Origin of the sequence: Pontixanthobacter aquaemixtae (assembly GCF_009827395.1) — a bacterium.
In the GTDB taxonomy this organism is placed as follows: Bacteria; Pseudomonadota; Alphaproteobacteria; order Sphingomonadales; family Sphingomonadaceae; genus Pontixanthobacter; species Pontixanthobacter aquaemixtae.
The window spans coordinates 347,728-360,996 of sequence record NZ_WTYX01000002.1 but is presented as its reverse complement, the minus strand read 5'-3'; the positions used below and the strand labels follow the sequence as shown (position 1 = coordinate 360,996).

Below are 13,269 nucleotides of genomic sequence, written 5' to 3'. Positions count from 1 at the left end.
TGGAGCAGCGCCCGCTCTCTTGCGCTGCCCCCAAGCTTCGGGCAGCGTATCTCCCTCAATATGGGAGATTTCGATGCATTTTGGTTTGAGCGAACAACAGCGTGAATTGCAGGAAGCGGCGCGCAAATTTGCGCGGGCGGAACTGCCCGATTTGGCACGCGAGCTCGAACGCGATGACAAGCCCGTCCCCGATGACATGTTGCGGCGCTATGGCGAAATGGGATTTCTCGGGATCAATCTGCCCGAACAATATGGCGGAATGGGGCTAAGCCATCTTGATGCCCTGCTGGTGCTGGAAGAATTTGCGCAAATCTCTGTCGCGGTGGCGTTTCCGGTGTTCGAGGCTTTGACCGGACCGGTGCGGACTATCGAACAATTCGGGTCCGACGCGTTGAAGAGCGCCATTCTGCCCGAAGTGATCCGGGGAGAGAAGATTGTCGCGGTGGCGATGTCCGAACCGGGGGCAGGAACGGCGCTTACCGATCTCACCACGACGGCGCTTGTGGACGGCGAGGAAATCGTGCTGAATGGGCAAAAGCGCTGGAGTTCGGGTGCTGGGCATTCGCATTACTACATAACCTATTGCCGTTTCACCGAAGGGGGAAAGCCCATTGAAGGCGCCAAGGGTATTGGTGCCGTACTGGTCGGTAAGAATGACAATGGCGTATCATTCGGCAAACCCGAAGAGCTGATGGGCTTCAGGGGAATTCCATCGGCCGATATTTTCCTCGACGATGTGCGCGTTCCTGCCGGAAATTTGATCGTCGGCGCAGGTGGTTTCGGCAAGCTGATGAGCGCATTCGGGCTGGAGCGCTGCGGCAATGCAACGATGGGATTGGGAGTAGCGGCGGCGGCGCTCGAAGATGCGCTCGATTACACGCAGGAGCGCGAGGCATTCGGGAAGCCGATCGTCGATTTTCAGGCGGTGCAAATGAAGCTCGCCGAAATGGCCATGCAAGTCGATGCTGCGCGGCTGTTGATCTGGCGGGCCGCGGCGAATTCCGGCAATGGCCTGCCCACCGTTTATGAAAGTTCGCTCGCCAAATGCTTCTCCAACGAAATGGTCCGCGACGTAACTTCGCTCGGCGTGCAAGTGATGGGCGGCTATGGCTATTCGAAGGAATATCCGATGGAACAGCGTCTGCGAGACGGTTTTGCATGGGGAATCGCTGGCGGCACCACCGATGTGCAGAAAAGCAATATCACCGCTTCGATGATCGGTCGCCGGTTCAATCAACGCGCCAAGTGATCGGGTAAAGCCTTGCCAAGCCGAAGCGTATTATCCATCTAAAGCACCATGGACGAAAACGAAGAGAATCTCACCCCGCTTCATCCCAATCATGTGAAAGTCACGCGGATAGTCGCGTTTCTGACAGCGCTGCCGTTTGTTATCGGCTCTATTGTGCTCGAAGCGGTGCAAATCCTGCCTTTCGGCGTGTTTGTGGTACCGGTTTTCCTTGTTGCAGCGTTCCTTGTTATCCGCATTCCGCTGCGCCGCTATCACGCGCGCGGATATGATATGGGTGACGACCGGCTGCGCGTGGTGAAGGGCATTCTGTTCAATTCGGACACGGTGGTCCCGTTTGGCCGGGTCCAGCATATTGATGTCAATCAGGGACCGCTGCAGCGCGCCTATGGGATTGCCACGCTGACGCTGCATACCGCCGGTTCGCACAACGCGTCGGTGCATCTTCCCGGCCTCGCAAATGAAGACGCTTTGGCGATGCGCGAAACCATCCGCGGGCATATCAAGCGCGAAATGGTGTGAACGAGCCGGTGAGCGACCCCCACGAAACATTGCCCGAAACCCACAACGCCGCGCAGCCGTTAAGAACGCATCCGCTCAGCTTTGCGGTCAAGGCGGTACAAGGCTTGCAAAATGCGATTTTCCCGATGGTCGCCGCCTATTTTGCAATGCGGGAATTCCCCTGGGCTATCTTTGCGGCTTTGGGAATCGGCGTTGTCGTAGCGCTGCTGACCGCGGGGCTTTCCTATTTTTCCTGGCGGCGCTTCACCTATCTTGTGGGCGACACCGATATCCGCGTCGAAAGCGGCATCCTGTCGCGCGCGGCGCGATCGGTCCCATACGAACGCATTCAGGATGTCAGCCTTGAGCAAGCCTTGATCCCGCGCATTCTGGGATTGGTGCAGGTCCGCTTTGAAACCGGCGCAGGGGGAAAAGACGAGCTCGCGCTCAGCTATTTGGCGGAGGCGGAGGGCGAACGTCTGCGCGAAGTGGTCAAAGCGCGGAAAGATGGCGTGGTTGCCAGTGCAGCCGATGACGAAGTCGATGCCGTTGTAGAGTCGCCGGCCGAAATCTTGTTCGCCATGAACGGAAAACGCCTGCTGACATTCGGCCTGTTTGAATTCTCGCTGGCCGTATTCGCAGTGCTGGCCGGTCTTTTCCAATATGTAGAAACCTTTGCTTCGATCGAGCTGACCGATCCAGATTTCTGGGCCGGCTGGATCGCAGGACCGGGAAGCTGGCTCGCCAATCTGGGACCCGTGGCGCAGATATTGGGTGTAATCTCGGGCCTTGTGACGCTGGTTATCGTCGGTTCGATCACGGGCATTGTCCGGACATTCTTGCGCGATTGGGGTTTCAGGCTTGAGCGCACGGAGAAGGGCTTTCGCCGTCGGCGCGGATTGCTGACCAAAACCGATGTCGTAATGCCGGTCCACCGCGTGCAGGCGCTCAAAATGGGTACAGGCTTTCTGCGCCGCCGGTTCGGCTGGCATGGCCTTAAAGTTGTCAGCCTGGCACAGGATAGCGGGGCGGCGAGCCACGATGTCGCGCCCTTCGCGCAAGTCGGCGAATTGCGGCCCATCGCCAAAGCGGCGGGCTTTTCGCTTGATCCGTCCGAGGGCACCGATTGGCATCGCGGCAGCCGCAAATTCCGCACCGACAGCGCCATTATCGAATTTGCCGTGTTCCTTGTGATTGCCATCGGTTTGGCCACGGGGCTGACGATCAGCAATGCGGCATCACCGGCATTCGCGCTGATTGCTCTGGCTGCAGGAGGCCTGTTTGCCTTGCGGCAGATGTTCTTGTGGCGGTTCGATTTCAACGCGCTCGGCGCGCAATATTTCTTCGTCAAACGCGGCTGGCTTGCGCCCAAGCTGGATGTTGCCTCGCGAGTGAAATTGCAATCTGTCGAGATCATACAGGGTCCGATTGCGAAACGGCGTGGCTATGCGACATTGAAGTTGGGGCTGGCGGGCGGCACGCTGGAAGTCGAAGGCCTGCCGCTTGAGCGCGCCCGTGCGCTGAGATCGGCAATTCTGGGCAGCATCGCCGGGACGGATTTCTCCGAACTAACCCCCTAGGCTCGCACGTCGGACCATGCCGGGTTCTGGTCGAATTTCTTTTCGACATAGGAACATTGCGGAACAATCTTGAACCCGTTCTCGCGGGCATCCTTGACAAGTTCGTCGACCAGATTTGCCGCGACACCGCGCCCGCCGATTGCGCGCGGGACGAGCGTGTGTTCGGCCACACGAACCACTTCTCCGGCGATCTCTCGTTCAACCCATGTCAGCCGCCCGATCGCCTTGGTGCCTTCGATATGCGCGTGATACTCGCCTTTGCTCTGCTCTTCGTGGCGTGTGATCGTAAGTCCTTCGATGCTCATCAACTTGTCCTTGTTGCTAATTGCGGCTCTTGCACTGAACGCCCGGTGGCTTAAGGGCGTTCCATTATGAATGCACCCATGCAGTTCCTGTCCGACAATGCCGCTTCGGTCCATCCCGCTGTGTGGGAAGCGATGAAGGCAGCCGATGCGCCCGACGCGCCCTATGATGGCGATGGCGTGTCACAGCGGCTGGATGACGCCTTCGGAGAGGTCTTCGGCCGCGAATGTGCAGCGCTTTGGGTGGCGACGGGGACGGCGGCCAATTGCCTTGCGCTTTCAGCGCTGGTCCAGCCGCATGGCGGCGTCGTGTGCCATCGCGAAGCGCATATCGAACAGGATGAATGCGGCGCGCCGGGTTTTTATCTGCACGGCGCGAAATTGATGCTGGCCGAAGGGGAAAGCGCAAAGCTGACACCCGATACGGTCCGCGCGGTGATCGATCCGATTCGCGATGACGTGCACCAAGTGCAACCGCATGCCGTTTCGATTACCCAGGCCAGCGAATATGGCTGCAGCTACCGGCCGGGCGAGATCGCGGCGATTGCCGATCTCGCCAAAGAGCGCGGGCTCGGCCTGCATATGGACGGCGCGCGCTTCGCCAATGCCTGCGCGTTTTTGGGCGGCTCTGCTGCAGAGGCCGCGAGCGCGGTCGACGCGCTCAGTTTCGGCTTCGTCAAGAATGGCGGGATGAGCGCAGAGGCAATCATCTTCTTTGACCGGGAATTGGCCGATATCGCGCGCTATCGCCGCAAGCGGGCGGGACATTTGCAAAGTAAAGGGCGCTATCTGGCGGCGCAATTGCTGGCGATGCTGGACAAGGATCTGTGGCTTGCCAATGCGCGGGCGGCCAATGGCGCGGCGCAGGAAGTCGCCGGCGCGGCTGGTGACCGTTTGATGCATCCGGTCGAAGCAAACGAGATTTTCCTGAAATGCACGCCGCAAGAACGCGATGCGGTGCGCGCGCAGGGATTTGATTTCTACGATTGGGGCGAAGGCGCCGCGCGGCTGGTCACCGCGTGGAACACACCGCAAGACCATGCGATCAAGCTCGCCAAGGCAATCGCCAGCCTATGAGCCTGCATCAGAACGATGGCGACAATCCGCACACATTGCTGCGGCCCAAAATTGTCCTGCCTTTCATCCTGGTTGGCCTGATCTGGGGATCGACCTGGTATGTGATTACCGGCCAGATCGGCGATGTTCCGGCGGCGTGGTCAATCACCTGGCGTTTCGCGCTGGCGTGCCCGGCAATGTTCGGTGTCGCGCTGGCGATGGGGCGCAGTCTCAAGATCGGGCGCGACGGGCATCTGCTCGCGATCGCTATCGGCTTTTTCCAGTTCGCCGCAAATTTCGGCTTTGTCTATCGCGCGGAACTGCATCTGACTTCGGGCATTGTTGCGCTGATGTTCGGGATGCTGATGATCCCCAATGCGATCCTTGGTTGGGCGCTTTTGGGGCAGAAAGTCACCGGGCGGTTCCTGCTTGGCGGCGCGCTGGCGATGTCGGGGATCGTGCTGCTGCTGGTGCATGAGGCGCAACTTTCACGGCTGACCGGCAATGTCACGCTGGGGACGGCGCTGACGATTGGCGGCATTCTTGCAGCCTCGATTGCCAATGTGATCCAGGCGGGAAAGGTCGGGCGCGGCCTCCCCATGCCAAGCCTGCTCGCCTGGTCGATTCTTTATGGTGTTATCATTGATGCGACGGTTGCGTGGATTACAGCTGGTCCTCCGGTATTTCCTGCGCGTTGGGAATACTGGGCCGGGGTCGCTTGGCTGGCGATTGCCGGATCGGTTGTGACTTTCCCGCTATATTACCAGATCGTGCGCGAAATCGGCCCCGGCCGCGCCGCCTATAATGGGGTGTTGGTGGTTATCGTCGCGATGCTGATTTCGACATTTATCGAAGGATATGAATGGTCGCTGCTGGCCGAAGCAGGCGCGGTTCTGTCGCTCGCCGGGATGGTCTGGGCGCTGCGGGCGCGGAAGAGCTAGATCAGGCTGGATAGCCCTTCGCGATAAGTCGGAAATTGCGGCCGCCACGCCAAAACCCGCTTGGCCTTGCCATTTGCAACACGGCGATTCTCGACATAGAAACCCTTTGCCATTTCGGACAAATCCGCCTCTTCCAAGGACAGCAGCGGCGGCGGCTGGCAGCCCATCAATCGGCAGGCTTCCGCGATAACCAGATCTTGCGCACAAGGCAGGTCGTCAGAGAGATTATAGGCGCCAGCAGGTCCATCGAGGCCCGCCAATACGCCGGTGGCAATATCATCGACATGGATCCGGCTGAAGACCTGGCCGGGCAGATCGATCCGCTTCGCATTGCCGTTTCTCACCCGCTCAAACGCGCTCCGGCCCGGGCCATAAATGCCCGGCAAACGGAAGACCCGCGCGCCCTTTTCAAGCCAGCGTTGGTCGCAAGCAGAGCGGGCGGTCCGGCGGCCCGTTGCAATCGGGGCGCTTTCATCGACCCATGCGCCGCCCGTATCTCCATAAACTCCGGTGGATGAGAGATAGCCTAGCCAGCTCTGGCCCAGCGCATCACCATAAGCGTCAAGCACCGGATCGGTGCCGTCAGATGGTGGAACCGAAGACAGAACATGCGTTGCTAAAGAGAGCTTCGCCAACACAGCTTCGCGGTCGGCAAAGCTGACATTGCCGCTGCTCCCCGTTGCATCGACAGTCCATCCCCGTTCCTCCAGCGCGGCTGCAATGCGCGTGGCGGTGTAGCCCAAACCGAAGATCAACAAATGCGGCATTATTTTTCGAGATAGCCCTCTGGTGGGGCCTCGATCACCGCATCCGCGACATTGTCCGCTTTCCATTGCATCGAACGGCGGACCCGGTTTTCGCCCGAGGGGTGCGTGTAGAACAGGAACTCCTCCAGCGGGCTGGCTTCGATCTTGCGATATTCGCTCAGCCGCATCGCGGCGCGGGCAAAACCGTCAGGCTCTTTGCCCGCATCAAGGCCGAAGGCATCTGCCTCGTTCTCCTGCACGCGGGTGATGTTGTTGAAGGCGGGGGTCGCCAACATGAAGAATACGGAAAGCACGATCCCGAGCACGGGCAAAGATGCGGGATCAGCGAGATCCTTCACGCCCCAACGGTCTCCATAGCGCGCGATCAGCCACGGCGCGGCGCGGCTGACGACAAACAGCCCGATGCCGATAATCAGCAGCATAAAGAACACGCGCTTGGGCCCGTGGCTGAGCTTGTAGTGGCCCAGCTCGTGCCCCATCACCGCGACCACTTCCTGCTCGCTCGTGCGCTCAAGCAGATTGTCATTGAGCGAAATCCGGATTGTCGGGCCAAGGCCGGAAACATTGGCCGAAACTCTTTTGTGCTGCTTCGACTGGTCGAAAATGAGGATGTTGTCGGCTGGCACATCATAGGCCTCTGCCATCGCCACGATCCGGTCACGCAGCGGGCCTTCTTCCATTTCGGTATAGGTGTTGAACAGCGGCGAAATAAACACCGGCGCGATCATCACCATCAGGAACAGAAAGATCCCGACAACGCCCGTGCCCCATAGCCACCATGTCCGCGGAGCCTTGCGGATTACCCAATAGATCACCGCGATAAGCAGCGGCGCGAAGAACAGCGAAATAGCGAAGCCGATCAACTGTTCGCCAAACCACGCGCCGAACCCCTGATCGAGAAGGTCGTATTGTTTCTCCCGGACAAACCCGGTGTAGATTGACCAGGGAAGGCTGATTGCCCAGCCGACAATGCTGTAGAGCAAGGCGGTGACCCAGGTGACACCGAACGGGCGTTTGAAGAACCGCTCGCCCCAATCACGGAATTGCGCGCTGAGCCGGAAACGCAGGAATAGCCAGTCAATAAGGATCGCGACCAGCGTGCCCCACAGGATCAGCCAATAACCGCCGACGAAATAGGCGTCCGACTTTGCGCGGGCCGGCCCTTGAAGCGTGTCCAGATAAACGCGCGTGGCGGCCTCTACGTCAAAACTGCCTGCGGTTCCCGCTGCGGCGCTGGCAAGAAAATCAAACATGATTGGGCTCCCTCCCGTGTTTTCCGGATGCATCCCCCGATTGCTGCACACTGTCAACGCTGCCACCGATGAACCAGCCGGGCCGTTCGACAGGCGCAGTTGGGGCTGGACCCGCGCTCAGGACAATTTACAGACAGGCGCCATGGATATTTCAACGAACCCCGAGATGGCAGATGCCGCGCCCACCCCTCACGAACCCCCGGTAATCCGGCGCGAAGACTACCAGCCGTTTCCGTGGCTGGTTCCGGCCACGCGGCTCGAATTCACGCTGGGCTTGGCCAAGACCATAGTGGTCTCGACCCTGCAGATAGAACGCAATCCGGCGGCGCAGGCATCGGCCGTGTTGCGGCTGGATGGTGACGGAATTTCGGCCGCAAGCGTTACGGTGGATGGTCAGGAAAGTTCGGGTTGGGAAATGGACGGCGACTCGCTGCTTCTGACCCTGCCGGGCGATGCGCATGAGGTGTCGATTACGACAGAGATTGACCCTTCCGCGAATACGCAATTGATGGGGCTTTACGCCTCCAACGGCATGCTGTGCACGCAATGCGAAGCAGAGGGATTCCGGCGGATCACTTTCTTCCCCGACCGGCCCGATGTGCTGTCGACATACACCGTGCGCATGGCTGGCTCGCAAGCGGATTTTCCGGTTCTGCTTTCAAACGGCAACAAAGCCGCAGAAGGCGAAAATGGCGATGGCACCCACTGGGCGGAATGGCACGACCCATGGCCCAAGCCGTCCTATCTTTTCGCATTGGTCGCGGGCGATCTGGTCGCCAACGCTGACAGTTTCACAACACTGTCCGGCCGCGAAGTCGATCTCGCAATCTATGTCCGAGATGGCGATCTGGGCCGCACCCGCCACGCGATGACGTCGCTGATCAAGTCGATGGAATGGGACGAGCAGACATTCGGACGCGAATATGATCTGGATGTGTTCAATATCGTTGCGGTCAGCGATTTCAACATGGGCGCGATGGAGAATAAGGGCCTCAACGTCTTCAACACCAAATATGTTCTGGCCGATCCCGAAACCGCAACCGACGGCGATTTTGACGGTGTCGAAGGGGTGATCGCGCACGAATATTTCCACAATTGGTCGGGCAACCGGGTGACCTGCCGCGACTGGTTCCAATTGAGCCTGAAAGAAGGCTTCACCGTTCTGCGGGACCAGCTGTTCAGCCAGGATATGCAAGGGGAAGCCGTCAAGCGGATAGAGGATGTGCGGATTTTGCGCTCGGCACAGTTCCCCGAAGATTCCGGCCCGCTCGCGCATCCGATCCGGCCCGACAGCTTCCGCGAAATCTCCAATTTTTACACCGCCACCGTCTACAACAAGGGCGCCGAAGTGATCCGCATGATGCGGACAATGTGCGGGCCAGAGGCTTTTCGCCAGGGCACGGACCTCTATTTCGACCGGCATGACGGCGAAGCTGCGACTTGCGAAGATTTCATCCGTGCGATGGAAGATGGCGCAGGGCTGGACCTGTCGCAATTCCGCCTGTGGTATTCGCAAGCGGGTACGCCAAGGGTTGATATCAACCTTGAACACTCGGGCGATACGGCGACTCTGACTCTCAAACAAACGGTTCCGCCAACACCCGGGCAACCGGGCAAGAAGCCGATGCCGATCCCGCTCCGGATCGCGCTGTTCGATCGTGATAATGGCAGCCACGAAGGCGAACAGCTGATTGTGCTCGACCAGCCCGAGCAGAGCTTTTCCTTTGGCGGATTCGCCAGTTCTCCCGTGCTGTCGGTCAATCGCGGTTTCTCCGCCCCGGTGCGGATTGCGCGCGACATCTCCGACGACGATCTCGTATTCCTTGCCGCGAAGGATGACGATCCCTTTGCGCGCTACGAGGCGATGCAGGATTTGATCGTGCGGCATCTTACTGCGGCGTCGAGCGATGGCTTGGATGACTATGCGAGAGAGGCAGCGCGCCGCTCGATTGCACAGGCATTTGAAGCGATCCTGACCGATGAAACGCTCGACGATTCGATGCGCGGAGAGCTGATGATGCTTCCCGGCCTGACCTATCTGCTTGAGCAGCAACAGGTCGCCGATCCCACACGCATCCACGAGGAACGCGAAGGGTTGAAGGCGTGGCTGGGCGCGCGGTTTGAAGATGGGCTGGCAAAGCTGCATCGGCGCGTATCCGCTGTCGCCTATAGTCAGGAATCGGCGTCGCGCGGCGCACGCAAAGTGAAAACTCAAGCGCTGGCATATCTCGCTGCGGCCAATGGCGCTCTCGCCTCCGAAATGGCGGCGGCGCAATATGATGCCGCCGACAATATGACCGACCGGCAGGGTGCCTTGATGGTGCTAACCGGCCTCAGCACCGAAAGGCGGAGCGCAAAACTGCTCGACTTTCACGAACGCTATTCGGACAATGAGCTGGTGGTCGACAAATGGTTTGCGCTGCAGGCCTCTTCGCTCCATCCAGAGGCGATTGAGCATGTGAAGGCGCTGGCGGATCATGCCGACTTTAATATCAGGAACCCCAACCGCGTGCGTTCGCTTTATATGGCGTTCGCCGCCAACCCGCATGCCTTCCATGCGGCGGATGGTGAAGGGTACCGTTTGATTGCCGACCTCATTCTGGAGCTCGATCCGATCAACCCGCAAACAGCCGCGCGGTTTGTCCCGTCGCTCGGGCGCTGGCGCAGGATCGAACCCAAACGATCCGCGATGATGCGCGCTGAGCTGGAGCGTATCCGGAGCGCCAAGAATCTGTCGCGCGACACATTTGAACAGGTGGCCCGTTCGCTTGGCTGAGCTCGAAATCATTCACGCGGGCTGCCTGCAGGGGACAGCGCACGGCTTCCTCGGCCGGCACGGCGGTGTCTCGCTGGGCGCGATTTCGGGCCTGAATGTCGGCCTGGGCGCGGACGATGATGGGGATGCGGTTGCCGAAAACCGCAAGCGCGCGAGTGCCGCGGTCCTGCCCGATGCGACGCTGGTTTCCCCCTATCAGGTGCATTCGGCCAAGGCGGTGGTGGTCGAGAAACCGTGGAGTATCGACAAGCGACCCGAAGCAGATGCGCTGGTGACAAAGACCCCCGGACTGTTGCTGGGCATTGTTACCGCCGATTGTGCGCCGGTTTTGCTGGCAGACCGGTCGGCGGGTGTCGTGGGTGCGGCGCATGCCGGTTGGCGCGGGGCGCATGACGGCGTGATTGCAGCCACGGTGCAGGCAATGGAAAGCCTCGGCGCGCATTGTGCCAATATATGTGCCGCGGTCGGCCCCTGTATCGCGCAAGCCAGCTACGAAGTGGACGAGGGCTTTCGTGCACGGTTTTCAACCGGCGATGATCGCTTTTTTGCCCGCGGGAAGCCCGGCCACTGGCAGTTCGATCTGGAGGCCTATGTGGTTTCTCGACTGGAAGCCGCCGGTGTCGGCACCATCGAAGCGCTGGGGCTCGATACCTATAGCCAAGCCGACCGCTTCTATTCCTATCGCCGCGCGACGCATCGGGGCGAGGCGAATTACGGGCGGCAATTCAGTTTGATCGGCTTGGCAGGCTGACCCCGCGCGCCACCGGGTTGCGCAAAACCGAATGAACAGTGCCAAAAAGGCGGTTGGCAGCCACGACAATCACCGCTAATAGCGCGCCCAAACCGGCATATGGCAGGTTGCCTTCGCGCATCTGCCAGATGGCCGGGAAACGGGGGCGAAAGTTACATTCGTTCCGTGGACCGGACCGGTGGATTGAGTGTTGGCGCAGCATTGTATGCGGCGCAGTTGCAGGGCAAGGCAAGCTAATGGCTGAAGAACGAGGCGAAGACGGAGTACGTCGGCGCGACTTTATCAATATCGCAGCGGTTGGTGCTGCAGGCGTGGGCGGAGCGGTTACGCTGCTTCCGCTGATCAGCCAGATGGCACCTTCCAAAGACGTGCTTGCTGAAAGCAGCACAGAGCTCGATATCTCTGCAATCGAGCCGGGACAGGCGATCAAGGCGATTTTCCGCAAGCAGCCCTTGTTTGTGAAGCGTTTGACCGAAGAAGAAATCTCTGAAGAAAACGCTGTGCCGCTTGGCGATCTGCGCGATCCGCAAACGCTCGACGAACGCACGCAAGAAGGCCACCGCGATATCCTCGTGACGATGGGTGTTTGTACTCACCTCGGCTGCGTTCCGCTTGGCGCTGCAGAAGGCGAAGTCAAAGGCGAATATGGCGGCTATTTCTGCCCGTGCCATGGTTCGCACTATGATTCCGCAGGCCGGATCCGCAAAGGCCCCGCGCCAACCAATCTTGAAGTGCCGGAATATGCCTTCACCTCAGACACAGTCATTCAAGTCGGCTAAGCGAGAAGAGAAGCGATATGAGTTTTCCCTGGGCCCGCGAATATACGCCGACTAACGGCTTTATGAAATTCATGGACGAGAGGCTGCCTCTGCCGCGGCTCGTCTATAATGCGGTTGGTGCCGGCTATCCGGTTCCGCGCAATCTCAGCTATATGTGGAATTTCGGCGTGCTCGCCGGGTTCTTCCTCATGCTGCAGATCGTCACCGGAATCGTGCTGGCGATGCATTATGCGTCGAACACGGAAGTGGCCTTTGCGACCACCGAACACATTATGCGCGATGTAAACTGGGGCTGGCTGATCCGCTATGCGCACGCCAATGGCGCGAGCTTCTTCTTCCTCGTGATTTACATGCATATTTTCCGCGGTTTTTATTACAGTTCGTACAAGGCACCGCGCGAAATGGTGTGGCTGCTGGGCGTGGTTATCTTCCTGCTGATGATGGCAACCGCTTTTATGGGCTATGTTCTCCCCTGGGGTCAGATGAGCTTCTGGGCGGCGAAAGTTATTACCGGCCTGTTCGGCGCGATCCCGCTGATCGGTGAGCCGCTGCAGGTGTGGCTGCTTGGCGGCTATGCGCCGGACAATGCCGCGCTAAACCGTTTCTTCAGCTTGCACTTCCTGCTGCCTTTCGTGATTGCCGGTGTCGTCATCCTGCATATCTGGGCGCTGCATATTCCCGGTTCCTCCAACCCGACCGGTGTGGAAGTGAAGAAGGAAAGCGATACGCTGCCTTTCCACCCTTACTACACCGCCAAAGACGGCTTTGGACTGGGCGTTGTTCTGATCATCTTCATGATGTTCGTGTTCTTTATGCCGAACGCGCTGGGTCACCCGGACAATTACATCGAAGCGAACCCGCTTTCGACACCGGCGCTGATCGTTCCCGAATGGTATTTCTACCCGTTCTACGCGATCCTGCGTGCGTTCACTTTTGACTTCATCCTGCCGGCCAAGCTTTGGGGCGTGCTGGCGATGTTCGCGGCGATCCTGATCTGGTTCATTCTGCCGTGGCTCGACAAGTCACCTGTGCGTTCGGGCAAATATCGTCCGCTGTTCCGCATCTTCTTCTGGATCTTGATGCTGGATATGGCCGCGCTGTTCTATCTCGGCGGTGCGCATGCGGAAGAACCCTATATTATGCTCAGCCAGATCGCGACGGCATATTACTTCCTGCACTTCCTGGTGATCCTGCCGATCATCTCCTCGATAGAGAAGCCTGATCCGTTGCCCTATTCCATTACCGAAGCTGTGCTCGGCTCTGATGATGATGCGGCGCTAAACGCCAAAGCAGATTCTGCGGCTTAAGGACGAGAGA

12 protein-coding genes are annotated in these 13,269 nt (G+C 59.3%); 9 read left to right on the top strand and 3 right to left on the bottom strand.

The window, feature by feature from the left end:
- The first annotated feature begins 73 nt into the window (after positions 1 to 73).
- The 3 genes from GRI41_RS10705 to GRI41_RS10695 are packed head-to-tail and all read left to right on the top strand — an operon-like array spanning position 74 to position 3,327.
- Entirely contained in the window at positions 74 to 1,249 is a 1,176-nt protein-coding gene (locus tag GRI41_RS10705; protein ID WP_160604995.1) for an acyl-CoA dehydrogenase family protein, read from the top strand.
- A 48-nt stretch (positions 1,250 to 1,297) separates the two neighbouring features.
- The gene (locus GRI41_RS10700) at positions 1,298 to 1,768 is read left to right on the top strand and encodes a PH domain-containing protein (protein ID WP_160604994.1); all 471 of its coding nucleotides are present in this window, start codon (positions 1,298 to 1,300) and stop codon (positions 1,766 to 1,768) included.
- Positions 1,769 to 1,776: 8 nt separating this feature from the next.
- A complete protein-coding gene (locus GRI41_RS10695) occupies positions 1,777 to 3,327 on the top strand; it encodes a PH domain-containing protein (RefSeq protein ID WP_328600552.1) in 1,551 nt (516 codons plus the stop codon).
- Here the strand turns inward: GRI41_RS10695 and GRI41_RS10690 are convergent.
- Entirely contained in the window at positions 3,324 to 3,632 is a 309-nt protein-coding gene (locus GRI41_RS10690; protein WP_202388795.1) for a GNAT family N-acetyltransferase, read from the bottom strand. The two genes, GRI41_RS10695 and GRI41_RS10690, sit on opposite strands and share 4 nt — an antisense overlap.
- A gap of 78 nt (positions 3,633 to 3,710) precedes the next feature.
- Here GRI41_RS10690 and GRI41_RS10685 point away from each other — a divergent pair, with 78 nt between their 5' ends.
- Complete coding sequence (locus GRI41_RS10685; RefSeq protein WP_160605823.1) at positions 3,711 to 4,706, top strand: threonine aldolase family protein; 996 nt, start codon at positions 3,711 to 3,713, stop codon at positions 4,704 to 4,706.
- Positions 4,703 to 5,626 (top strand): DMT family transporter, encoded by a 924-nt coding sequence (locus GRI41_RS10680; RefSeq protein ID WP_160604993.1) that lies wholly within the window; start codon positions 4,703 to 4,705, stop codon positions 5,624 to 5,626. The genes GRI41_RS10685 and GRI41_RS10680 overlap by 4 nt, the downstream gene beginning before the upstream one ends.
- Here the strand turns inward: GRI41_RS10680 and GRI41_RS10675 are convergent.
- Complete coding sequence (locus tag GRI41_RS10675; protein ID WP_202388794.1) at positions 5,623 to 6,393, bottom strand: Rossmann-fold NAD(P)-binding domain-containing protein; 771 nt, start codon at positions 6,391 to 6,393, stop codon at positions 5,623 to 5,625. The genes GRI41_RS10680 and GRI41_RS10675 overlap by 4 nt on opposite strands.
- Positions 6,393 to 7,646, bottom strand: coding sequence for a M48 family metallopeptidase (locus GRI41_RS10670; RefSeq protein ID WP_160604992.1), 1,254 nt, complete (start codon positions 7,644 to 7,646; stop codon positions 6,393 to 6,395). Before GRI41_RS10670 ends, GRI41_RS10675 begins: the two co-directional genes overlap by 1 nt.
- Positions 7,647 to 7,788: 142 nt before the next feature.
- On the opposite strand from GRI41_RS10670, the gene pepN reads away from it, so the two are divergent.
- From pepN to GRI41_RS10650, 4 genes are all read left to right on the top strand, one after another.
- Positions 7,789 to 10,422, top strand: a complete 2,634-nt coding sequence (gene pepN / locus GRI41_RS10665; protein ID WP_160604991.1) for an aminopeptidase N — start codon at positions 7,789 to 7,791, stop codon at positions 10,420 to 10,422.
- Positions 10,415 to 11,173, top strand: a complete 759-nt coding sequence (pgeF, locus tag GRI41_RS10660; RefSeq protein ID WP_160604990.1) for a peptidoglycan editing factor PgeF — start codon at positions 10,415 to 10,417, stop codon at positions 11,171 to 11,173. Before pepN ends, pgeF begins: the two co-directional genes overlap by 8 nt.
- A 236-nt stretch (positions 11,174 to 11,409) precedes the next feature.
- Complete coding sequence (gene petA / locus GRI41_RS10655) at positions 11,410 to 11,952, top strand: ubiquinol-cytochrome c reductase iron-sulfur subunit (protein ID WP_160604989.1); 543 nt, start codon at positions 11,410 to 11,412, stop codon at positions 11,950 to 11,952.
- Positions 11,953 to 11,969: 17 nt separating this feature from the next.
- Positions 11,970 to 13,259 carry a cytochrome b gene (locus tag GRI41_RS10650; RefSeq protein WP_160604988.1) on the top strand — a complete coding sequence of 430 codons (1,290 nt, stop codon included), beginning with the start codon at positions 11,970 to 11,972 and terminating at the stop codon, positions 13,257 to 13,259.
- Positions 13,260 to 13,269: the final 10 nt, after the last annotated feature.